General features: G+C 62.9%; 7 protein-coding genes. 1 reads left to right on the forward strand and 6 read right to left on the reverse strand.

Annotated elements, in window-relative coordinates; genetic code table 11:
• The 6 genes from ACTJKT_RS26075 to ACTJKT_RS26100 form a co-directional block, all read right to left on the reverse strand.
• Window positions 1–861 (reverse strand): ABC transporter ATP-binding protein, encoded by an 861-nt coding sequence (locus ACTJKT_RS26075; RefSeq protein ID WP_440789104.1) that lies wholly within the window; start codon window positions 859–861, stop codon window positions 1–3.
• 5 nt (window positions 862–866) lie between these two features.
• Window positions 867–1,904 (reverse strand): ABC transporter substrate-binding protein, encoded by a 1,038-nt coding sequence (locus ACTJKT_RS26080; protein ID WP_440789105.1) that lies wholly within the window; start codon window positions 1,902–1,904, stop codon window positions 867–869.
• 27 nt (window positions 1,905–1,931) lie between these two features.
• Entirely contained in the window at window positions 1,932–2,822 is an 891-nt protein-coding gene (locus ACTJKT_RS26085; protein WP_440789106.1) for a TauD/TfdA dioxygenase family protein, read from the reverse strand.
• Between the two features lie 350 nt (window positions 2,823–3,172).
• Complete coding sequence (locus ACTJKT_RS26090) at window positions 3,173–4,540, reverse strand: HlyD family type I secretion periplasmic adaptor subunit (RefSeq protein WP_169915683.1); 1,368 nt, start codon at window positions 4,538–4,540, stop codon at window positions 3,173–3,175.
• Window positions 4,530–6,686, reverse strand: coding sequence for a type I secretion system permease/ATPase (locus ACTJKT_RS26095; protein ID WP_440789107.1), 2,157 nt, complete (start codon window positions 6,684–6,686; stop codon window positions 4,530–4,532). The genes ACTJKT_RS26090 and ACTJKT_RS26095 overlap by 11 nt, the downstream gene beginning before the upstream one ends.
• Before the next feature lie 38 nt (window positions 6,687–6,724).
• The gene (locus tag ACTJKT_RS26100) at window positions 6,725–8,074 is read right to left on the reverse strand and encodes a TolC family outer membrane protein (protein ID WP_440789108.1); all 1,350 of its coding nucleotides are present in this window, start codon (window positions 8,072–8,074) and stop codon (window positions 6,725–6,727) included.
• A gap of 357 nt (window positions 8,075–8,431) precedes the next feature.
• Between ACTJKT_RS26100 and ACTJKT_RS26105 the strand changes: the two genes are divergently transcribed.
• Window positions 8,432–25,870: a retention module-containing protein gene (locus tag ACTJKT_RS26105; RefSeq protein WP_440789109.1), complete on the forward strand. Its 17,439-nt coding sequence runs from the start codon at window positions 8,432–8,434 to the stop codon at window positions 25,868–25,870.
• The last annotated feature ends 38 nt before the right edge of the window (window positions 25,871–25,908 follow it).

A 25,908-nucleotide genomic window follows, 5' to 3' on the forward strand; every position in this document is an offset into this window, starting at 1 on the left:
TCAATAAGCGATACGGATATCGGTGAAATCCAGCTCGCGCTCGGTTTCCGGCGACTGGCCTTCGTCGAACAGCAGCCGGTGGATACGCCGCGCCGTCTGCTGGAACGCCACGCCGCCGAGGCTTTGCAGGTCGTACTGATGGCTGTGGATTTCCGCCCGCACCCGCCCCGGATGGGGCGACAGCAGCAGGATGCGGTTGCCCACCACCAGCGCCTCCTCGATGGAATGGGTGACGAACAGCAGGGTGAAGCGCACCTCCTCCCAGAGCAGCAGCAACTCCTCCTGCATCTTGCGCCGAGTCAGGGCGTCGAGGGCGGCGAAGGGTTCGTCCATCAGCAGGATCTTCGGCTGCATCGCCAGGGCCCGGGCGATGGCCACCCGCGCCTTCATGCCGCCGGACAGGGTGTGCGGGTAGGCGTCGGCAAACGCCGCCAGGCCGACCTTGTCCAGGTAGTGCAGCGCGCGCTCCTCGGCCTCGCGGCGGTTGAGGCTGTTCGACGCCAGCAGCGGGAACATCACGTTCTGTTTGACGGTTTTCCACGGCGGCAGTTGGTCGAACTCCTGGAACACCACGATCCGGTCCGGCCCCGGCTGGCTGACCCGCTGTCCTTGCAGGCGAATCTCGCCCTCGCAGGGCTGGATGAAGCCGGCGACCGCCTTGAGCAGGGTCGACTTGCCGCAGCCCGAGGGCCCGAGCAGGACGAAACGGTCGGCGGGATCGATTTCGAAACTGACCTGGTGGGTGGCCCGCACCACGCGCTGCGGGGTGCGGTATTCCAGGCTGACCTGGTCGACCGCCAGCAGCGCCTGCGCCGCCGCGGTCGGGTTGCTGGCCGTGTGGCCTGGCAAGGGGGCGTTCATGGCGATCAGCTCCCTTGCAGCGGGGTGGTGTCCTGGAAGAAGTAGTCCTTCCACGATTGCGGCTTGTTCTTGATCGCGCCCACGCGGTAGAGGAACTCAGCCAGCGGGTAGGTGTTTTTCGGGGTGACGGTGAATTCGAACTGCGGGTTGTCGATGATCTTCAGCAAGGCCTCGCGGTCGATCTTGGCCTTGGTCACGCGGATGTAGGTATCCGCCGCCGCGCCCTTGTCCTTCTGGGCGAAGTCGGCGGCCTCGGCCAGCGCCTCGACGAAGGCCTTGTAGGTTTTCGGGTTCTCGGTACGGAATTTCTCGGTGGCGAACAGCACGGTCGGCGAGTTCGGGCCCAGCAGGTCGTAGGTGTTGAGCACCACGTGCACATTCGGGTTGGCCAACGCCTGGTCCTGGAACGGCGGGTTGGAGAAGTGCCCGGTCAGCTCGGTGCCGCCGGCGATCAGCGCCGCCGTGGCGTCCGGGTGCGGAACGGCGATGGTGTACTTGTCCAGGCGATTGAATTCCTTGTCGCCCCACTGCTTGGCCGCGGCGTACTGCAGGAAGCGCGACTGCACGGAAACCCCCACCGCCGGCACCGCGATGCGGTCCTTCTCGGTGAAGTCGGCGATGGTCTTGACCTTGGGATTGTTGCTCACCAGGTAGTAAGGGAAGTTGCCCAGCGACGCCACGGCCTTGACGTTCTGCTTGCCGTGGGTGCGGTCCCAGATGGTCAGCAGCGGGCCGACGCCAGCCCCGGCGATGTCGATGGAGCCGGAGAGCAAGGCGTCGTTGACCGCCGCGCCGCCAGACAGCTGGGTCCAGTCGACCTTGATGTCGATGCCTTCTTCCTTGCCGTGCTTCTCGATCAGGTTCTGGTCGCGCACCACGTTGAGCAGCAGATAGACGATGCCGAACTGTTCGGCGATGCGGATCTCGCCTTCGGCATGAGCCGCCGTCGGCGCGACCAGGCTGCCGGCCAGCAGGCTGAAGCCCAGGCCGATGGCGGCCGCCAGTTTGCCCAGGCGCGGGAGGCGTTGAGTAGGTTGGGACATGGTGTTTCTCCTGCCGTGGGTGGCCGATCAGTAAGGGGCGTCGCCCTGGATGGTGGTGCGGTACAGCTTGCGGCGCAGATGGCTGGGGCAACCGGCGGCCAGGTGGATCAGCGAGCGGTTGTCCCAGAACACCAGGTCATGGGGCTGCCATTGGTGGCGGTAGATGTTTTCCGGCAGCACGCTGTGGGCGTACAGCTCGGCGAGCAGCTGGCGGCTCTCGTCTTCCGGCAGGCCGACGATCCGGGTGGTGAAGCCTTCGCTGACGAACAGCGCCTTGCGGCCGTTTTCCGGGTGGGTGCGGACGACGGGGTGCACCACTTCCTGGACCTGGGCCAGTTGCTCCGGGGTCAGGGTCGGGCGCCAGTTGCCCTCGAACTTGGTCTCGCTGTAGCGCGCGGTGTAGGAGTGGGCGGCGGAGCGGCCTGCGACCGCCTTGCGCAGCGCTTCGGGCAGGCTGTCCCAGGCTTTGTGCATGTCGGCGAACAGTGTGTCGCCGCCCTCGGACGGCAGCTCCTGGGCGTGCAGCATCGAGCCCAGGCTCGGCAGTTCCTTGTAGGAGAGATCGGAGTGCCAGAACTTGCCGGCGTCCCCTAGGCCGATGGACTGGCCGTTCTCGATGATGTTGGAAACGATGAGGATTTCCGGGTGCCCGGCCAGCAGGAACTGCTTGAGCACGTGGATCTGCAGCACGCCGAACCGGCGGCTGAAGGCGATCTGTTGTTCGGGGCTGATGCGCTGGTCGCGGAACACCACGACGTGATGATCCAGGTGCGCGCGGTGGATACGGGCGAAATCCTGGTCGTTGACCGGCTTGGCCAGGTCCAGGCCGACGATCTCGGCACCGACGGCGCCGCTGAACGGGCGGATAGCAAAAGCTTGTGCGGCGATGGGCGCGGCACTTGGAGGCAGTACGGACATAAATCACTCCCACGCAGAGCACGCCCGGTGGCGCGCGCGTCGATCAGAAACTCACGGAGGTCCCGTGTTGGTTCATTTCGTGCGGCGCGCCGATTGGTCGGCAGGTACGCAGGGAGTCGACTTTATAGATATAAGAACTTAATTTTAAATACCGTTAGCGAATAACGATATGGCGATTCGGGCGGGGGAATGGCGGTGAATGGACGGGCGCTATCGCGAGCAAGCTTCGCTCCTACAANGGCCGTGTTGGCTTCTGTAGGAGCGAAGCTTGCTCGCGATAGGATTTAAGAATCACCGCTGCAACCACTGCGATGCGTCCGCCTCAGGGTCGACGCAGCCTGGCTACAGCCTCAACGCTCGTGCAGCGCCTCGGCGCGGGCGCGGATGATCGGCTTGAGCAGGTAGCTGAGCACGCTTTTCTTGCCGGTGATGATGTCCACCGAAGCGACCATGCCGGGGATGATCAGCAACGGCTTCTCATCGGTGCCCAGGTGGCTGCGATCGGTGCGCAGCTTGATCACGTAGTAGGTGGTCTTCTTGTCTTCGTCGGTGATGGTGTCGGCGCCGATCTGTTCCAGCTTGGCCTTCAGGCCGCCATAGATGGTGTAGTCATAGGCGGTGAACTTGACCACGGCTTCCTGCCCCGGGTGCAGGAAGGCGATGTCCTGCGGACGGATCTTCGCTTCCACCAGCAGGGTGTCGTCCAGCGGCACGATCTCCACCATGTCGCTGCCCGGCTGGATCACGCCGCCGATGGTGTTGACCATCAGCTGCTTGACGATACCGCGCACCGGCGAGGTGACCAGGGTCCGGCTGACCCGGTCTTCCAGGGCCTTGCCGGTGGCGCTGGCCTTGTTCAGTTCGGTGCGGGCCTCGTTGAGCTGGGTCAGGGCTTCGCTGCGGAATTTGCCGCGGGTTTCGTCGATCTTGCGCTGGACTTCCTTGATCGCCGACTCGGCACGGGGGATCGCCAGGGTGGTGGCGTCCAGTTGCCCGCGGGTCTCGACTTCGGCGCGCTTGAGCCGCAGCACTTCCACCGGCGACACCGCGCCCTGGGCCACCAGCGGCTCGGACATGGCGATTTCCTGGCGTTGCAGGCCCAGTTGCTGGCGGTACTGCGCCTGCTTGGAGGTGAACTCGCGCAGTTCCTGCTGCTTCTGGATCAGTTGTTCCTGCAGGCCGCCGACTTCATCGTGCAATTGCTGGCGACGGCTTTCATACAGGGATTTTTCGCTGGCGGCCTGGCCGGGCGCGGCCTCCAGGGCATCGGCCGGGAAGTTCAGCTCGCGGTTGTCGATCTCCGCGCTCAGGCGCTCGACCCGCAGCAACATCGAAAGACGGTCGGCCTCGGTCTCGCCGACGTTGGACTTGAAGCGCGTGTCGTCCAGGCGGATCAGCGGCGCGCCGGCCTCGACTATCTGCCCTTCCTTGACGAACAGTTCGGAGACGATACCGCCTTCCAGGTTCTGGATTTTCTGCACCTTGGACGACGGAATCGCCTTGCCCTCGCCCTTGGTCACTTCGTCGATCACCGCGAAGTTGGCCCACAGCAGCAGGAACAGGAAGAAACCGATGATGCCCCAGATGGTCAGGCGGATAACCCGCGGCGCATCCTCGATCAGCGCCTTGTTGACCTCCGGCAGGGGTTGGTCGTGCAGCGATTCGGTGCCTTTGAAGTAGCGCAGGATCGAGTCTTTGAAACCGGACTTAAGCAACACTGATCTGCCCCTTCTTCAACGCTTCCATCACGACCGCTTTCGGTCCATCGGCAAGGATCTGCCCGCGGTCGATCACCAGCAGGCGATCCACCAGCGACAGCAGCGAGGCACGGTGGGTGACCAGCACCACGGTCTTGGCTTCCACCACGGCTTGCAGGCGTTGTTTCAAGCGTTCTTCACCAGTGTTGTCCATGGCGCTGGTCGGTTCGTCGAGCAGCAGAATGGGTGGGTTGAGCAGCAGGGCCCGGGCCAGGGCGACGTTCTGCCGCTGGCCGCCGGAGAGGTTCTGCCCACGCTCGCCGACCTGCAGCTCGTAGCCCTGCGGGTGCAGCCGGGCGAACTCGTGGACGCCGGCCAGTTCGGCGGCCTGCAGCACCAGTTCGTCTTCGACGTAACGGGCGCCGGAGGTCAGGTTGTCGCGCAGGGTGCCGGCCAGCAGCTGGATGTCCTGGGCCACATAACCGATGTTGTGGCGCAATTCGCTGACGTCGATCTGCCGGATGTCCACGCCGTCCACCAGCAAGGCGCCGGAGTCCGGGGCATACAGGCCCACCAGCAGCTTGGCCAGGGAACTCTTGCCCGAGCCGCTGCGGCCGATGATGCCGATCTTCTCGCCCGGCTTGACCACCAGGTTGATGTTCTTCAGCGCCGGGTTCTGCTGCCCCGGGTAGGTGAAATTCAGCTGCCGGCATTCGATGGCGCCCTGCAGCACGTTGCGGCTCAGGGGGCGCTCGTCGAAGTTGCGCTCCTGGGGCAGCTCCATCATCTGGTCGACCGAGGTCATGGTCACCCGCGCCTGCTGGTAGCGGGTCAGCAGGCCAGACAACGAGGCCAGCGGGCTGAGGGCGCGGCCGCTGAGCATGTAGCAGGCGATCAGCCCGCCCATACTGAGGTTGCCGTCGATGATCTGGTACACGCCGAAGACGATCATGATCACCCCGGCCAACTGCTGGATCAGCAGGGTGATGTTCATCGCCAGGCTGGAAAGCATCTTCACCCGCAGCTCGAGACGGCCCAGGGTGCCGATGGTCTGCTCCCACTGGTACTGGCGTTCGCTTTCGGCGTTGTTGACCTTCACCGCATCCAGCCCGGCCAGGGTTTCGATCAGGCTCGACTGGCGCTCGGCGCCCAGGGCCATGGTTTTTTCCATGGTGGCGATCAGCGGTTTCTGCAGGGCGTAGCCGATACCCAGGGCAATCGGGAAGGCCAGCACCGGAATCCACACCAGGTGCCCGCCGAGGATGGCGATCACCAGGAAGATCAGCAGGGTGAACGGCAGGTCGATCAGGCTGGTGAGGGTCAGCGAGGCGAGGAAGTCGCGCAGGCTCTGGAACTCGTGGATGTTCTGGGCAAAGCTGCCGACCCGCGCCGGCCGGTACTTCATGGCCATGCCGACGATGCGCTCGAACAGCGTGGCCGAGATGATCAGGTCGGTCTTCTTGCCGGCCAGGTCCAGGCACAGGCTGCGCAGGCTCTTGAGGATCAGGTCGAACAGGTAGGCGCCGGTGATGCCGATGGCCAGCACCCACAGGGTGGCGGCGGCCTGGTTGGGGACCACGCGGTCGTAGACGTTCATCACGAACAGCGGCGCGGCCATGGCGATGACGTTGATCAGCAGACTGGCGGCGATGGCGTCGGCGTACAGCCAGCGCGAACGCTTCAAGGTGTCGCGGAACCAGGAGCGGGCACGGGGAATCAGCGAGCCATGGTTCACGTCGAATTTGTGTTGCGGCTGGGCGAAGAACACTTGCCCGCTGTAATCGTCGGCCAGCATCTGGCGACTGACGCTGACCTCGCCGCCGTCGCTCTCACTGAGCAGCAGGCGCGCCCGGTCTTCGCCCTGCCAGCCGAGCAGGACGGCGCTGCGGCCGTCCTTGAGCAACAGCATGGCCGGCATGGCAATGGCGGGAATCTGCTCCAGCTTGCGCCGCAGCAAACGCCCCTGCAGGCCGGCGCGAGCGGCAGCGCGCGGCAGCAGCTCGGCGCTCAGGCGTTGGGACGGCAACGGCAAGCCAGTGGTCAACATCGCCGCGCTGGCCGGCTTCTGGTGCAAGGAGCACAGGGTTAGCAGGGCATCCAGCAGCGGGTCGTCATGCATGCCGCGTGGATCATGGCTAAGTTGCACTCGACTGACTTCTGATTCCACGCTCGGCACTCTTTAACTGTCTATTGGATGAAATGTACTCAATTCATCCCAGGCAGTTGGACCTTGGGCTTCACATCGTTCTGTACGACGGAAGCCATGGGGGCGACCACTCCCTGGCTCTTGAGCAATTCGCCCATGGTCGCCTTGATTCGATACTGAGTAAATAACTGAATGTTCTTGATTTCCGCCAAACGACGCGAGGCGGTGAACAGTTCATTCTCGCTATCGAGCAAGTCGAGCAACGTGCGCTCGCCCAGACTGAATTGCTTCTGGTACGCCTCACGCACGCTGGCGCTGCGATCGACATATTGCTGGGCGATCGGCACTTGCGCATTGGCGTTGTTCAAGGCGTTCCACGCCAAGCCTAGCTCTTCATTCAGAACACGCAGGGCGTTGTTACGAATATCCAGCGCCTGGTTGGACTGATAGGCCTTGGATTCCAGGTCGGCCTTGTTGCTGCCGCCGGCGAACAGGTTGAAGCGCATGCGCAGCATGGCCTGCCATTCGTTGTTGTGGCCGTTGATCCCGTCCAGGTTGTTGTCGGCGGTACGCCCAAGCTCGGCATCGAAGCGCGGGTAGAAGGTCGACTTGGCGGCTTCGTACTGCTTCTCGGCGGCGACGATGTCGGACTCGGCCGAACGCAGGATCGGGCTGTTTTCCAGCATCTGGCGCTGGGCTTCGTCGAGGGTGGCCGGCAGCAGGGCCATGAAACCGGCCGGGCGCTCCAGCTGGTCCGGCATCTGGCCGACGGCGCTGAGGTAGTTGGTCTGGGCATCGGCCAGGTTGGTCTGCTCGGTGATCAGGTTGTTGCGCGCCTGGGCCATGCGCGCTTCCGCCTGGTCGAGGTCGGCGCGGCTGCCGACGCCGCGCTGGGTGCGCAGTTGGATCTGATCGTAGATGCGCTCGTGATTGCGCATGTTGTCTTCGGCCAGGCGCACGAACTCGCGACGGGTCAGTACATCCAGGTACACCTGGGCCACGGTCAGCGCGGTGCGCTCGGAAGTGCCCAGCAACGAGTATGCCCGGGAATTGACGGTGGCTTGTTGACGCCCTACCTCACTGGAGGTGGCAAAACCGTCAAAAACCATTTGTTGGAGACGCAAACTTGACTCGCTGCGGTTCAGCGTCTCCCAGTGATTGCTCGATCCTGCACGGGTGGTCGGGCTGTCGGTGCCTTCACGGCCGTAGCCGCCCAGCAAATCGACCCGCGGCAAATAGCCGCCCTTGGCCGCTTTGAGCTGGTAGTCGGCCGCCAGGCGGCTGTTCACCGCGGCCTGGATTTCCGGATGGACATCCAGGGCTTTCTGCATGGCTTCAGGCAGGGTTTGTGCTTGGGCAAAACTGGCGGCGAGTACGAAGGGTAAGGCTTTGAACAACTGCGGACGCATAGAGGGGTTCCCAGGACTTCTTGTCCCAAATCACAGCAAAACGAGGTGCTGCATCGGATGATGGCAACCGGAATGACCGTATATCGGAAAGTTCAAACCTTGAACTGGGTCACACACTTTTAGACAGGTCGCCGCATGAATATCAATGTGACATTACCTTGACGATTGTTTAGGATGACACTCAGAAGGTCAATAGTTTGGCATATGGTTAATAGCAAAAAAATATAGCCAATTTATTGACAAGTATTCGCGTCAAAATCACGTGTTTCTACACTCTGAAGAACGTCCAGACTGCGTCGGCGCATGCCCGTCAGGAACATGGAAGTCTACTGAACGGTACCCCCCGGAGAATCCTCAATGAGCAGTGTTGTTGCTACCGTCAAAAGCATTGTTGGCCAAGTTTTCGTCGTATCCCCTGAAGGGGTTCGCCGCGTACTCGTTGAGGGTGATCGCCTGTACGTAGGCGACCAGGTCGATACCGGCCTGGCGGGCGCCGTCAGCCTGGAACTGGCCGATGGCCGGACCCTGGACCTGGGCCGCGAGACCCAATGGAGCGGCAGCGCTCCGGACTCCAGCACCGACCTGGCCGAGGCTGCCGAGCAAGCCGCGCCGTCGGTCGCTGAGCTGCAGCAGGCAATCGTCGCCGGCGCGGACCCGACCACTGAGCTGGAAGCCACCGCAGCCGGCCCGACCGCCGCGGGTACCGGCGCTGCCGGTGGCGGCCACAGCTTCGTAATGCTCGACGCCACGGCGGGCCGGGTCGACCCGACCATCGGCTTCCCGACCGCCGGCCTCGGCGCGGCGGGCACCGCAGCGCAAGACACCACCGGCGCGCTGACCACTGATGACAACAGCACTACCACCGAGATCCTGCGCGACTCGACCCTGACCCTGAGCGCAACCCCGACCATTACCGAAGCCGGCGGCGTGCTGGTGTACACCGCCACGCTGACCCAGGCGCCGCTGACCGGCCTGACCATCACCCTGTCCAACGGCTCGGTGATCGTGATTCCGGCCGGGCAACTGACCGGCACCATCAACGTCCCGATGGCGCCGAACGACACCGTCTACAACGACCCGAAACAGATCAGCGTGGGCGTCACCGGTACCACCGGCGGCGGTGGCCTGGTGGTGACCGTCGACCCGACGCCAGCCGTCACCCAGGTCACCGACACCCTGGACACCACCACCGTGACCCTGACCGCGGGCGCCAGCGTGACCGAGGGTGGCCAGATCACCTATACCGCGACTCTGACCAACCCGGCGCAGACCCCGGTCACCGTGACCTTGTCCAATGGCTCGACCATCACCATCGACGCCGGCCAGACCGTCGGCACCGTGGTGGTCGACACCCCGCCGAACGATGTCTACAACAATGGCAGCACCGTCAGCACCAGCATTACCGGCGCTACCGGCGGCAACTTCGAGAACCTGGTACCGAACCCGACACCGGCAGTGACCACCATCACCGACTCGCCGGACACCACCGGCCTGACCCTGACCGCCAACGGCACCGTCGTCGAAGGTGGCCAGATCACCTATACCGCGACTCTGACCAACCCGGCCCAGACCCCGGTCACCGTGACCCTGTCCAATGGCTCGATCATCACCATCGAAGCCGGCCGGACCGTCGGCACCGTGGTAGTCGATACCCCGGCCAACGACGTCTACAACAACGGCAGCACGGTCAGCACCAGCATTACCGGCACCACCGGCGGCAACTTCGAGAACCTGGTGCCAAACACCACGCCGGCGGTGACCACCATCACCGACTCGCCGGACGCCACCGGCCTGACCCTGTCGGCCACCGGCACCGTCGTCGAAGGCGGCCAGATCACCTACACCGCGACCCTGACCAACCCGGCGCAGACTCCGGTTACCGTGACCCTGTCCAACGGTTCGACCATCACCATCGACGCCGGTAAAACCACCGGTACCGTCGTGGTCGATACCCCGGCCAATGACGTCTACAACAATGGCAGCACGGTCAGCACCAGCATTACCGGCGCCACCGGCGGCAACTTCGAGAACCTGGTACCAAGCACCACGCCGGCACAGACCACCGTGACCGATTCGGTGGACAACACCGGCCTGAGCCTGACCGCTACCGGCACCGTCGTGGAAGGCGGCCAGATCACCTACACCGCGACCCTGACCAACCCGGCGCAGACCCCGGTTACCGTGACCCTGTCCAACGGCTCGACCATCGTTATCGAGGCCGGCAAAACCGTTGGCACTGTGGTGGTCGATACCCCGGCCAATGATGTCTACAACAATGGCAGCACGGTCAGCACCAGCATTACCGGCGCCACTGGCGGCAACTTCGAACAACTGACGCCCGACACCACGCCGGCGCAAACCGTCATCACCGACTCGGTGGACGACACCGGCCTGAGCCTGTCGGCCAGCGGCTCGGTCGCCGAAGGCGGCTCGATCGTCTACACCGCCACCCTGACCAACCCGGCCGGCACACCGGTCACCGTGACCCTGAGCAACGGCGCGGTGATCACCATCGCTGCTGGCGCGACCACCGGTTCGGTGAGCGTTGCCGCGCCTGCCGACGACGTCTACAAGGACGCCGGCAAGGTCGAAGCGACCATCCAGGACGCCACTGGCGGCAACTTCGAGAACCTGGTGCCAAGCACCACGCCGGCGGTGACGGACATCACCGACACCATCGATACCTCGACCGTCAGCCTGACCGCTACTCCGTCTGTGGCTGAAGGCGGCACCGTGGTTTACACAGCGTCGGTGACCGCTCCAGTGACTGGCTCGCCTGTTGTGGTGACCCTGTCCAACGGCCAGACCATCACCATTCCGGTCGGAGAGTCTTCCGGCACCGTCAATATCACGGCACCTAACGATGCCCTCGCTGGCGGCAGTTCCCTGAGCGCGACCATTACCGGTGCGACTGGCGGCAACTACGAGAAGCTGGACGTCGACGGCAAGCCTGCCGAGACCTCGGTTACCGATACTCCGGACACCACCAATCTGAGCCTGACAGCGACCGATACCGTCGCTGAAGGCGGTTCGATCGTTTACACCGCGACACTGACCAATGCCGCTGGTACGCCAGTGACCGTGACTCTGTCGAACGGTGCAGTGATCACTATCGCTGCGGGCGCCACCACCGGCTCCGTGACTGTCGCCGCCCCGGCTGACGATGTGTACAAAGACGCTGGCAAAGTCGAAGTCAGCATCAAAGAGACCGCTGGCGGTAATTTCGAGAACTTGGTTCCGAGCACCACGCCTGCGGTCACCGACGTGACTGACACCATCGATACTTCGACCGTCAGCCTGACCGCTACACCTAGCGTCGCTGAAGGCGGTACCGTGGTTTACACCGCCTCCGTCACCGCACCGGTTACTGGTTCGCCAGTCGTGGTCACTCTGTCGAATGGCCAGACCATTACCATCCCGGTAGGTGAATCCTCCGCTACCGTGAACTTCACTGCGCCGAACGACGCCCTGGCAGGCGGTAGCTCCCTGAGCGCGACCATTACCGGCGCAACTGGCGGTAACTATGAAAAACTTGATGTGGATAGCAAACCAGCTGACACCTCGGTTACCGATACGCCAGACACCACCAATCTGACGCTCAGCGCGACCGACACCGTGGCCGAAGGTGGGTCCATTGTTTACACCGCCACCCTGACCAACGCGGCTGGCACGCCGGTGACCGTAACCCTGTCGAACGGTGCGGTGATCACTATCGCTGCCGGTGCTACTACTGGCTCCGTGACCGTCGCCGCCCCTGCGGATGACGTTTACAAAGATGCCGGTAAAGTCGAAGTCAGCATCAAAGAGACTGCTGGCGGTAACTTCGAGAACCTGGTTCCGAGCACCACGCCTGCTGTGACTGATGTCACCGACACTATCGACACCAGCACAGTTTCGCTGACCGCTACTCCGTCCGTGGCAGAAGGCGGCACTGTGGTTTACACCGCGTCCGTGACCGCTCCAGTGACTGGCTCACCGGTTGTGGTAACCCTGTCCAACGGACAGACCATCACCATTCCGGTGGGCGAATCGTCCGCTACTGTGAACTTCACGGCACCAAACGATGCTCTGGCAGGTGGTAGTTCCCTGAGCACCACCATCACCGGTGCGACTGGCGGCAACTACGAGAAGCTCGATGTCGACGGCAAGCCAGCGGATACCTCGGTTACCGATACTCCGGATACCACTAACCTGAGCCTGACAGCGACTGATACCGTCGCCGAGGGTGGTTCGATCGTATATACGGCTACCTTGACCAACGCCGCGGGCACACCTGTGACCGTGACCTTGAGCAACGGCGCCGTAATTACTATTGCTGCCGGTGCTACTACCGGCTCCGTCACCGTCGCTGCGCCTGCGGATGACGTCTACAAAGACGCAGGCAAAGTCGAAGTCAGCATCAAAGAGACTGCTGGCGGCAACTTCGAGAACCTGGTTCCAAGCACTACCCCAGCCGTTACCGACGTCACCGATACCATCGACACCTCGACTGTTTCGCTGACCGCTACTCCGTCTGTAGCTGAAGGCGGCACTCTGGTTTACACCGCGTCCGTGACCGCCCCAGTGACCGGCTCTCCGGTTGTAGTGACCCTGTCCAACGGCCAGACCATCACCATCCCTGTAGGTGAGTCGTCCGGCACTGTGAACTTCACCGCGCCGAACGACGCTCTGGCCGGCGGTAGCTCCCTGAGCACGACCATCACTGGTGCGACTGGCGGCAACTACGAGAAGCTGGATGTTGATAGCAAGCCGGCTGATACCTCGGTTACTGACACTCCGGACACCACCACCCTCAGCCTGACAGCGACTGACACTGTCGCTGAAGGCGGTTCGATCGTTTACACCGCCACTCTAACCAATGCCGCGGGCACGCCAGTAACCGTGACCCTGTCGAACGGCGCGGTGATCACCATTGCTGCCGGCGCCACCACAGGCTCCGTGACCGTCGCAGCTCCGGCTGACGATGTGTACAAAGACGCTGGCAAAGTCGAAGTCAGCATCAAAGAAACTGCTGGCGGTAACTTCGAGAACCTGGTTCCGAGTACTACCCCTGCCGTAACTGATGTCACTGACACTATCGATACCTCGACCGTCAGCCTGACCGCTACTCCGTCCGTGGCCGAAGGCGGCACCGTGGTTTACACCGCGTCCGTGACCGCTCCAGTGACTGGCTCTCCGGTTGTAGTGACCCTGTCCAACGGCCAGACCATCACCATTCCTGTGGGTGAGTCGTCCGGCACAGTGAACTTCACGGCGCCAAATGACGCCTTGGCAGGCGGCAGTTCGCTGAGCACGACCATCACTGGTGCTACCGGTGGCAACTACGAAAAACTCGATGTCGACAGCAAGCCGGCCGATACCTCGGTCACCGATACTCCAGACACCACCACTCTGAGCCTGACAGCGACTGATACTGTCGCCGAAGGTGGTTCGATCGTTTATACGGCCACCTTGACCAACGCTGCGGGCACACCTGTGACCGTAACCTTGAGCAACGGCGCCGTAATTACTATTGCTGCCGGTGCTACTACCGGCTCCGTCACCGTCGCAGCGCCTGCCGACGATGTGTACAAGGACGCTGGCAAGGTTGAAGTCACCATCAAGGATGCCGCTGGCGGCAACTTCGAGAACCTGGTTCCGAGCACCACGCCTGCGGTCACCGACGTGACTGACACCATCGATACATCGACCGTCAGCCTGACCGCTACACCTAGCGTCGCTGAGGGTGGAGTGGTCGTTTACACCGCCTCCGTGACCGCGCCGGTTACTGGCTCGCCTGTAGTCGTGACCCTGTCCAACGGACAAACCATCACCATTCCGGTAGGTGAATCCTCCGGCACTGTGAACTTCACCGCACCGAACGATGCATTGGCGGGTGGCAGTTCTCTGAGCACCACCATCACGGGCGCCACCGGTGGCAACTACGAGAAGCTGGACGTTGATAGCAAGCCGGCTGATACCTCGGTTACTGACACTCCGGACACCACCACCCTCAGCCTGACAGCGACCGACACTGTCGCTGAAGGCGGTTCGATTGTTTACACCGCGACCCTGACCAATGCCGCCGGCACGCCAGTAACCGTGACCCTGTCGAACGGCGCGATCATCACCATCGCAGCAGGCGCCACCACCGGCTCTGTCACCGTCGCCGCCCCTGCGGATGACGTTTACAAAGATGCCGGTAAAGTCGAAGTCACTATCAAAGAGACTGCTGGCGGTAACTTCGAGAACCTCGTTCCGAGCACTACCCCAGCTGTGACTGATGTCACTGACACCATTGATACGTCGACCGTCAGCCTGACCGCGACTCCGTCCGTAGCCGAAGGCGGCACCGTGGTTTACACCGCGTCCGTGACCGCGCCAGTGACTGGCTCGCCTGTAGTCGTAACCCTGTCGAATGGCCAGACCATCACCATTCCAGTGGGCGAGTCGTCCGCTACCGTGAACTTCACGGCACCAAACGATGCCCTGGCTGGCGGTAGCTCCCTGAGCACCACCATCACCGGTGCAACCGGTGGCAACTACGAGAAGCTGGACGTTGATAGCAAACCGGCTGATACCTCGGTCACCGATACGCCAGATACCACCACCCTCAGCCTGACTGCGACTGACACAGTCGCTGAAGGCGGTTCGATCGTTTACACCGCGACCCTGACCAATGCCGCCGGCACGCCGGTAACCGTGACTCTGTCGAACGGTGCCGTAATCAACATTGCCGCCGGTGCCACCACGGGCTCTGTCACCGTCGCAGCGCCTGCTGACGATGTGTACAAGGACGCAGGCAAGGTCGAAGCGACCATCCAGGACGCCACTGGCGGCAACTTTGAAAACCTGGTGCCAAGCACCACGCCTGCCGTCACCGACGTGACCGATACCATCGACACCTCGACCGTCAGCCTGACCGCAACCGCGACCGTCGCCGAAGGCGAAACCGTGGTCTACACCGCGTCGGTAACCGCTCCAGTGACCGGCTCGCCTGTAGTCGTAACCCTGTCGAACGGCCAGACCATCACCATCCCGGTTGGCGAAAGCAGTGGGTCGGTAAACTTTGTTGCCCCGAACAGCCCGCTGGCGGGCGGCAGCTCCCTGAGCACCACCATCACCGGCGCTACTGGCGGCAACTATGAAAAACTCGATGTCGACAGCAAGCCTGCCGACACCTCGGTCATCGATACTCCGGATACCACCACCCTCAGCCTGACTGCGACCGATACCGTGGCCGAAGGTGGGTCCATTGTTTATACCGCGACCCTGACCAACGCCGCCGGCACGCCGGTGACCGTGACCTTGAGCAACGGCGCCGTGATCACCATCGCCGCCGGCGCCACCACCGGCTCCGTGACCGTCGCAGCCCCGGCTGACGATGTGTACAAGGATGCTGGCAAGGTTGAAGTCAGTATCAAGGATGCCGCGGGCGGCAACTTCGAGAACCTGGTGCCAAGCACCACGCCTGCCGTCACCGACGTGACCGACACCATTGACACCTCGACCGTCAGCCTGACCGCTACACCTAGCGTCGCTGAGGGTGGTGTTGTGGTTTACACCGCATCGGTCACCGCTCCAGTAACCGGCTCCCCGGTAGTCGTCACTCTGTCCAACGGTCAGACCATCACCATTCCGGTGGGCGAGTCTTCCGGCACCGTGAACTTCACCGCACCAAACGACGCGCTGGCTGGCGGTAGCTCCCTGAGCACTACCATTACCGGTGCAACGGGCGGTAACTACGAAAAACTCGATGTCGACAGCAAACCTGCCGAGACATCGGTCACCGATACTCCGGATACCACCACCCTCAGCCTGACTGCGACCGATACCGTGGCCGAAGGCGGTTCGATCGTTTACACCGCGACCCTGACCAATGCTGCCGGTACGCCGGTCACCGTAACTCTGAGCAACGGTGCGGTGATCACTATCGCCGCCGGTGCGACCACAGGCTCCGTCACCGTCGCGGCGCCAGCTGACGATGTGTACAAGGATGCCGGCAAGGTCGAAGCGACCATCCAGGACGCCACCGGTGGCAACTTCGAGAACCTGGTGCCGAGCACTACTCCAGCGGTAACCGATGTCACCGATACCATCGACACCAGCACCGTTTCGCTGACCGCTACTCCGTCTGTGGCTGAAGGCGGTGTTGTTGTTTACACCGCGTCCGTGACTGCGCCGGTTACTGGTTCTCCGGTCGTCGTCACCCTGTCTAACGGTCAGACCATCACCATCCCGGTCGGCGAGTCGTCGGGCACCGTAAACTTCACCGCGCCAAACGATGCGCTGGCTGGCGGCAGCTCCCTGAGCACCACCATCACCGGCGCAACGGGCGGTAACTACGAAAAACTCGATGTCGACAGCAAACCTGCCGAGACATCGGTTACCGACACCCCGGACACCACCACCCTCAGCCTGACAGCGACCGACACTGTCGCTGAAGGCGGCTCGATTGTTTACACCGCAACCCTGACCAATGCGGCCGGCACGCCAGTGACCGTGACCCTGTCGAACGGAGCGGTGATCACCATCGCCGCCGGTGCGACCACAGGCTCCGTCACTGTCGCGGCGCCAGCTGACGATGTGTACAAGGACGCTGGCAAGGTCGAAGCGACCATCCAGGACGCCACCGGTGGCAACTTCGAAAACCTGGTGCCGAGCACCACGCCAGCGGTGACCGATGTCACCGATACCATCGACACTTCGACTGTTTCGCTGACCGCTACTCCGTCTGTGGCTGAAGGCGGCACCGTGGTCTACACCGCGTCCGTGACTGCGCCGGTTACTGGTTCTCCGGTCGTCGTCACCTTGTCCAACGGTCAGACCATCACCATCCCGGTCGGTGAATCGTCCGGTACCGTGAACTTCACCGCACCAAACGATGCCCTGGCCGGCGGCAGCTCCCTGAGCACCACCATTACCGGCGCAACCGGCGGTAATTACGAGAAACTGGACGTCGACGGCAAGCCTGCCGAGACCTCGGTTACCGATACTCCGGACACCACCGATCTGACCCTCAGTGCGACAGACACCGTGGCAGAAGGCGGCTCGATCGTTTATACCGCGACCCTGACCAATACAGCCGGCACACCTGTGACGGTCACCTTGAGCAACGGCGCAGTGATCACTATCGCTGCAGGCGCCACTACCGGTTCCGTCACCGTCGCGGCGCCTGCTGATGACGTCTACAAAGACGCCGGCAAGGTTGAAGTCAGCATCAAGGATGCTACCGGCGGCAACTTCGAAAACCTGGTTCCAAGTACTACTCCAGCGGTGACCGATGTCACCGATACCATCGACACTTCGACTGTTTCGCTGACCGCTACTCCGTCCGTGGCCGAAGGCGGCACCGTGGTTTACACCGCCTCCGTGACCGCACCGGTTACTGGCTCGCCTGTTGTGGTAACCCTGTCCAACGGCCAGACCATCACTATTCCAGTGGGCGAATCTTCCGGCACTGTGAACTTCACTGCACCGAATGACGCTCTGGCAGGCGGCAGCTCCCTGAGCACCACCATCACCGGCGCAACGGGTGGCAACTACGAAAAACTGGATGTGGATAGCAAGCCGGCTGATACCTCGGTCACCGATACTCCAGATACCACCACCCTCAGCCTGACTGCGACCGATACCGTGGCTGAAGGTGGCTCGATTGTTTATACCGCCACTCTGACCAACGCTGCGGGCACGCCGGTAACCGTGACCTTGTCGAACGGCGCGGTGATTACCATCGCCGCTGGCGCCACCACGGGCTCCGTGACTGTGGCCGCACCGGCCGATGACGTCTACAAAGACGCCGGCAAGGTTGAAGTCACTATCAAGGATGCCGCTGGCGGCAACTTTGAAAACCTGGTGCCAAGCACCACGCCGGCTGTGACTGACGTCACCGACACCATCGATACCTCGACCGTCAGCCTGACCGCGACTCCTAGCGTCGCCGAGGGCGGCACCGTGGTTTACACCGCGTCGGTGACCGCTCCAGTGACCGGTTCGCCGGTCGTGGTGACCCTGTCGAATGGCCAGACCATCACCATCCCAGTCGGCTCCAGCAGCGGTACTGTGAATTTCGTGGCGCCTAACGACGCCCTGGCGGGCGGTGGCTCCTTGAGCACCACCATCAAGGAAGCCACCGGCGGCAACTACGAGAAGCTGGATGTTGATAGCAAACCAGCTGACACCTCGGTTACCGATACGCCAGACACCACCAATCTGACGCTCAGCGCGACCGACACCGTGGCCGAAGGTGGTTCGATTGTTTACACCGCCACTCTGACCAATGCCGCTGGTACTCCAGTGACCGTGACCCTGTCGAACGGCGCAGTGATCACCATTGCTGCCGGTGCAACCACGGGCTCCGTCACCGTCGCTGCTCCATCTGATGATGTGTACAAGGATGCCGGCAAAGTTGAGGTCAGCATCAAAGACGCCGTAGGCGGTAACTTCGAGAACCTGGTGCCGAACACCACACCGGCTGTCACCGACGTGACCGACACCATCAACACCAGCACTGTTTCCTTGACCGCTACTCCTAGCGTCGCTGAGGGCGGTGTTGTGGTTTACACCGCGTCCGTAACGGCTCCGGTAACTGGTTCGCCTGTTGTGGTCACTCTGTCCAACGGCCAGACCATTACCATCCCCGTGGGTGAGTCGTCCGGCACTGTGAATTTCACGGCTCCAAACGATGCCCTGGCGGGTGGTAGCTCTCTGAGCACCACTATCACCGGTGCGACTGGCGGTAACTACGAAAAACTCGATGTGGATAGCACACCTGCTGACACCTCGGTCACCGATACTCCGGATACCACTACCCTCAGCCTGACTGCGACCGATACCGTCGCTGAAGGTGGCTCGATTGTTTACACCGCCACCCTGACCAACGCCGCCGGCACTCCGGTTACCGTGACCCTGAGCAACGGCGCGGTGATTACCATCGCCGCTGGCGCCACTACCGGTTCCGTCACCGTCGCAGCGCCAACTGACGATGTATACAAGGATGCCGGCAAGGTCGAAGCGACCATCCAGAACGCCACCGGCGGCAATTTTGAAAACCTGGTACCAAGCACCACGCCGGCAGTGACCGACGTCACTGACACTATCGATACCTCGACCGTCAGCCTGACCGCTACTCCGTCCGTGGCAGAAGGTGGCACCGTGGTCTACACCGCGTCCGTGACCGCGCCAGTAACCGGCTCGCCGGTTGTGGTCACCCTGTCCAACGGACAGACCATTACCATTCCGGTGGGTGAATCGTCCGGTACTGTGAATTTCACGGCTCCGAACGATGCCCTGGCTGGCGGCAGCTCCCTGAGCACCACCATTACCGGTGCAACCGGTGGCAACTACGAAAAACTCGATGTCGACAGCAAGCCGGCTGACACTTCGGTTACCGATACACCAGACACCACTAACCTGACGCTCAGCGCGACCGACACCGTGGCTGAAGGTGGTTCGATTGTTTATACCGCCACTCTGACCAACGCTGCCGGTACTCCGGTGACCGTGACCCTGAGCAACGGTGCCGTAATCACCATCGCGGCCGGTGCTACCACGGGCTCCGTGACCGTGGCCGCTCCTGCGGACGACGTCTACAAAGATGCCGGCACCGTGCAAGCCACGATCCAGACCGCCACCGGTGGCAACTTCGAAAATCTGGTGCCGAGCACTACTCCAGCCGTTACCGATGTGACTGACACCATCGACACTTCGACTGTCAGCCTGACGGCAACTCCGTCCGTGGCTGAAGGCGGCACGGTGGTTTACACCGCATCGGTCACCGCTCCAGTAACCGGCTCGCCGGTTGTGGTCACTCTGTCCAACGGTCAGACCATCACCATCCCGGTCGGCGAGTCTTCCGGCACTGTGAACTTCACAGCGCCGAACGACGCATTGGCTGGCGGCAGCTCCCTGAGCACCACCATCACCGGCGCGACTGGCGGTAACTACGAAAAACTTGATGTCGACAGTAAACCTGCTGACACCTCGGTTACCGATACCCCGGACACCACCACGCTCAGCCTGACAGCAACCGACACCGTCGCTGAAGGCGGCTCGATTGTTTACACCGCGACACTGACCAACGCTGCTGGCACTCCGGTAACCGTGACCTTGTCGAATGGCGCGGTAATCACCATCGCGGCCGGCGCTACCACGGGCTCCGTGACCGTGGCCGCTCCTGCGGACGACGTCTACAAAGACGCCGGCACCGTGCAAGCCACGATCCAGACCGCCACCGGTGGCAACTTCGAAAACCTGGTGCCGAGCACTACTCCAGCCGTTACCGATGTGACGGACACCATCGACACTTCGACTGTCAGCCTGACGGCAACTCCGTCCGTGGCTGAAGGCGGCACTGTGGTCTACACCGCGTCCGTGACAGCTCCAGTAACCGGCTCGCCGGTTGTGGTCACCCTGTCCAACGGCCAGACCATCACTATTCCGGTGGGTGAGTCGTCCGGCACCGTGAACTTCACAGCGCCGAACGACGCTCTGGCCGGCGGTAGCTCCCTGAGCACTACCATCACTGGCGCGACTGGCGGTAACTACGAAAAACTGGATGTCGACAGCAAACCTGCTGACACCTCGGTTACCGATACCCCGGACACCACTACCCTCAGCCTGACAGCAACCGACACCGTCGCCGAAGGCGGCTCGATTGTTTATACCGCCACTCTGACCAACGCTGCTGGTACACCAGTGACCGTAACCCTGAGCAATGGCGCGATCATTACCATCGCCGCCGGCGCCACTACCGGTTCCGTGACCGTCGCGGCGCCTGCCGATGATGTGTACAAGGATGCAGGCAAGGTCGAAGCAACCATCCAGGATGCCACCGGCGGCAACTTCGAGAACCTGGTACCAAGCACTGCACCGGCTGTGACCAACGTTACCGATACCATCGACACTTCGACCGTCAGCCTCACCGCGACCTCGAATGTGGCCGAAGGCGGTACCGTGGTTTACACCGCGTCGGTCACCGCTCCGGTCACCGGTTCGCCAGTTGTGGTCACCCTGTCCAATGGCCAGACCATCACCATTCCGGTGGGTGAGTCCTCCGGTACCGTGAACTTCACTGCGCCAAACGATGCACTGGTCGGCGGCAGCTCCCTGAGCACCAGCATTACCGGTGCAACGGGCGGCAACTACGAGAAACTGGCGGTCGACAGCAAGCCGGCCGACACCTCGGTTACCGACACCCCGGACACCACGTCCCTGACCCTCAGCGCCACCAACACCGTGGCCGAGGGTGGCTCGATCGTTTACACCGCGACCCTGACCAATGCTGCCGGTACTCCAGTCACCGTAACGCTCTCCAACGGTGCGGTGATCACCATCGCCGCCGGCGCCACCACGGGCACCGTGACCGTGGCCGCTCCTGCGGATGACGTCTACAAAGACGCCGGCACCGTGCAAGCGACCATCCAGACCGCCACCGGCGGCAACTTCGAGAACCTGGTACCAAGCACTACACCGGCTGTGACCAACGTCACCGACACCATCGACACCTCGACCGTCAGCCTCACCGCGACCTCGAATGTGGCCGAAGGCGGCACCGTGGTTTACACCGCGTCGGTCACCGCTCCGGTGACTGGCTCACCAGTCGTGGTCACCCTGTCCAACGGCCAGACCATCACCATCCCGGTCGGCGCCAGCAGCGGTACCGTGAACTTCGTCGCCCCTAACGATGCCCTGGCGGGCGGCAGCTCCCTGAGCACCACCATCACCAACGCCACCGGCGGCAACTACGAAAAACTGGCGGTCGACAGCAAGCCGGCCGACACCACCGTGACCGACACCCCGGACACCACCAACCTGTCGCTCAGCGCTACCAGCACCGTGGCCGAAGGCGGTTCGATCCTCTACACCGCGACCCTGACCAACGCCGCCGGCACGGCCATGACCGTGACCCTGAGCAACGGCGCGGTGATCAACATCGCGGCCGGCGCCACCACTGGCAGCGTGACCGTGGCCGCGCCGACCGACGATGTGTACATCGACGCCGGCAACGTCAGCGCCAGTATCGCCGGCACCACCGGCGGCAACTTCGAGCACCTGGTGCCAAGCACCACGCCGGCCGTGACCAGCGTCACCGACACCATCAATACGACCACTGTGAGCATCAACGGCAGCACCTCGGTCACCGAAGGCCAGGCCGCGACCTACACCGTCAGCCTGACCAGCCCGGCGCAAACCGAGGTCACCCTGAAGATCAGCTACAGCGGCACCGCCGCCGACGGCTCGGACTTCACCGGCGTGTACACCGTGAAGATCCCGGCCGGCGCCAGCAGCGCCAGCTTCAACGTCGCCACCCTCGACGACAAGATCACCGAGAGCACGGAAAACTTCGTGGTCAAGATCGACTCGGCCACCGGCGGCAACTTCGAGAACCTGGTGGTCAGCGGCACCAACGGCAGCGTCACTACCTCGATCATCGACAACGATGCGCCACCGGTCCTCGACCTGGATGCCAACAACTCCAGCGGCGCCACCGGGGCCGACTACAAGGTGACCTTCACCGAAAACACCCCGGGCGCGGGCGTGTCGATCGCCGACACCGACCTGAGCATCACCGATCCGGACAGCACGATGCTGACCGGCGCCACCATCGTGCTGACCAATCGTCAGCCGGGCGATGCGCTGAACCTGGGCAACAGCGTCAACGGCATCACCATCAATGCCAACAGCCAGGCGGGCACCATCACCCTGACCCTGTCCGGCAATGCGACGCTGGCCGACTACATGCAGCAGATCAAGAACATCACCTTCACCAACAGCAGTGAGGACCCGAGCACCACGCCGCGGACCATTACCGTGACGGTGACCGATGGCAGCAATTACTCCAACACGGCTACCACCACGGTCAACGTGGTGGCGGTGAACGACGCGCCAGTGGCCACCGGCGGCGCCGTGACCGGCACCGAAGACACCGCCCTGACCCTGACCTGGGCCACCTTCGGCGTCAGCGACGTCGACAGCCCCGCGGCCAGCCTCGGGGTGAAAATCACCCAGCTGCCGGGCGACGGTAAGCTGCAATACCTCGATGGCTCGACCTGGAAGGACGTGGCCACCAACCAGACCTTCAGCAAGGCCGATATCGACGCCGGCAAGCTGCGCTTCACCCCGGATGCCAACGAGTCGGGTGTCGACGGCTACAACGGCAGCGGCGTGGGCAACCAGCAGGCCGACTACGCGCAGATCAAGTTCCAGCCAACCGACGGCCAGGCCCTGGGCAACACCGGTACCGTGAAGATCGACATCACCCCGGTGGCCGATGCGCCGACCCTGGGCGTGGCGAGCAACAGCGTGAACTCCATCGGCCTGCTCAAAGAGTCCTGGACCAGCCTCAGCGGCCTGGGCACCAACGGCAACGGCATCACCGGCGATGCGCTGAAAACCGTCTTCAACAACTCCGGCAACCCGACCAGCAGTTCGGTAGTGACCAACGCCCAGTCCGACGCCAGCGTGACCGGCGGCAGCGGCTCGAAAACCTCCGGCCTGATCTACCTGGAAGCCGGCAAGACCTACAGCTTCAGTGGTACCGGCGACGACAGCCTGCTGATCACCATCGGCGGCAAGAACGTGGCCACCGCGACCTGGGGGGCCGGCGGCGGCATCAGCGGTTCGTTCACCCCGACCACCAGCGGCTACTACACCCTGGACATCTACCACGCCAACCAGAGCGGTCCGGGCAGCTATGACGTCAACCTCTCGGTCAATGGCAGCACGCCGGTCGACCTGAGCAACGCCAACGTTCCGATCTACCCGAGCGAAACCGCGCTGAACAATGCCGGCGTCACCCTCTCCGAGCTGCACGGCAGCAACGGCGAAGGCTACTACGACGGCTACAAGCTCAACGAAGGTGCCGAGGGTGGCAGCGTCAAGCTGGCGAAGATCACCACCGCCCTGACCGATACCGACGGCTCGGAAAGCCTGAGCGTGAAGATCGGCGGCATTCCGGCCGGTTCGGTGCTCAGCGATGGCGCCGGGCATACCTTCACCGCGGGCAGCAGCACCAGCGAAGCCAATGTCACCGGCTGGAACCTGGGTACGCTGACGATCACCCCGCCGTCGCACTACAACGGCTCGTTCAACCTGACCGTGACCTCGACCTCCACCGAATCCCTGGGCGGTTCGGCCAGCAGCACGGCGCAGATCCCGGTCACTGTGTACCCGGCCACCTACAGCGCCAGCGTCGCCACGGCGGGCGACGACAACTTCGTCGGCACCGAGGGCAACGACATCATGGTCGCCGACGTCGCCGGCCTGAACGTGGTGCAGGGCAAGAACTACAACATCGCGTTCATGGTCGACAGCTCCGGCAGCATGAGCGAAGCCTCGCTCACCGCCGCCAAGAACTCGCTGACTACGGTGTTCAACACCCTGAAGAACAGCCTGGGCAGCAGCACCTCGGGCACCGTGAACGTCTTCCTGGCGGACTTCGATACCCAGGTCAACAAGCAGGTTTCGGTGAACCTCAACGATCCGAACGCCCTGACCCTGCTCAAGTCGGTCCTGGACTCCATGACGTCCTATGGCGGCACCAACTACGAAGACGTGTTCAAGACCACGGCCAACTTCTTCCTGAGCAGCGCGGCCACCAGCAATACCAACGCTACCAACCTGACGTACTTCATTACCGACGGCAGACCGACGTACTACCAGACCGGCGAGCAGACCAACCCGATCCTGTACGGCAGCGTCAGGCTCGACAGTGTGATCACTACCAGCAACTATCAGCTGGGCGATACCGTTCGACTGCAACCGGACAGTACTCACCTGATCGATATCAACAGCAGCGGCAGCGTCACTGTCTGGACGCAGGCCTGGGGTAGCTGGTCCAGTTACAACGCCGGCACCCTGCACGCCCAGGGCGATGGCACCTATGAGCTGTCCAGCCTGGGCGGCGCGGGCAGCTACACCAACAACGCCACCACCACCAACTCCGGCAGCGGTTTCACCCTGCTGAGCAACCTGTCGCAGGTGGAAGCGATCGGTCTGAACAACGACGTCAGCCTCAACGACCTGAAGCCGTACGACACCGACAGCACCCCACAGACCAATATCGACCCGTCGAACCTGGCCGATGCCATCCTCGGCCATACCGAGGCGACCATGCCGGGCGCCGACACGGTCAACGGCGGCAACGGCAACGACATCCTGTTCGGCGACCTGGTGAGCTTCAACGGCATCGCCGGCGAGGGCTACCAGGCCATGCAGGCCTTCGTGGCGCAGAAGACCGGCGTGGCCGCGAGCAGTGTCACCACCAGCAACGTGCACCAGTACATCACCGAGCACTACACCGAGTTCGATGTCTCCGGGGCCCATGACGGCAATGACACGCTGTTGGGCGGCGCCGGCAACGACATCATCTTCGGCCAGGGCGGCAACGACCTGCTCGACGGAGGCAAGGGCAACGACATCCTGCTGGGCGGTACCGGCAACGACACGCTGATCGGTGGCGCGGGCAATGACATCCTGATCGGCGGTTCGGGTGCCGACACCTTCGTCTGGAAGGCTGGCGATACCGGTAACGATGTGATCAAGGACTTCAAGGCCAGCGAAGGCGACCGTATCGACTTGCGGGACCTGTTGCAGGGCGAGAGCGCCAGCACCATCGACAACTTCCTGAAGATCACCACGGTGGACGGTACCTCGACCCTGCAGGTCAGTTCCGAAGGCAAGCTCAACGCGGCGGGCGGCATCGCCAACGCGGACGTGACGATCAAGCTGGAGGGCAACAACTGGTCCAACACCAACATCAACTCGCTGATCGCCGGTAGCGACCCGACCATCAAGATCGATCACAACAACAGCTGATCCAGGGTCGACCGGCCACCCGTCCTGGGTGGCCGGTT

Source organism: Pseudomonas sp. 22526, assembly GCF_052044735.1.
Taxonomy (GTDB): domain Bacteria; phylum Pseudomonadota; class Gammaproteobacteria; order Pseudomonadales; family Pseudomonadaceae; genus Aquipseudomonas; species Aquipseudomonas piscium.

What these genes read in the sequence shown, in the direction of transcription:
- ACTJKT_RS26105 (WP_440789109.1), top strand. Translation starts at nt 8,432, where the DNA reads ATGAGCAGTGTTGTTGCTACCGTCAAAAGCATTGTTGGCCAAGTTTTC.
- ACTJKT_RS26085 (WP_440789106.1), bottom strand. Translation starts at nt 2,822, where the DNA reads ATGTCCGTACTGCCTCCAAGTGCCGCGCCCATCGCCGCACAAGCTTTT.
- ACTJKT_RS26075 (WP_440789104.1), bottom strand. Translation starts at nt 861, where the DNA reads ATGAACGCCCCCTTGCCAGGCCACACGGCCAGCAACCCGACCGCGGCG.
- ACTJKT_RS26080 (WP_440789105.1), bottom strand. Translation starts at nt 1,904, where the DNA reads ATGTCCCAACCTACTCAACGCCTCCCGCGCCTGGGCAAACTGGCGGCC.
- ACTJKT_RS26100 (WP_440789108.1), bottom strand. Translation starts at nt 8,074, where the DNA reads ATGCGTCCGCAGTTGTTCAAAGCCTTACCCTTCGTACTCGCCGCCAGT.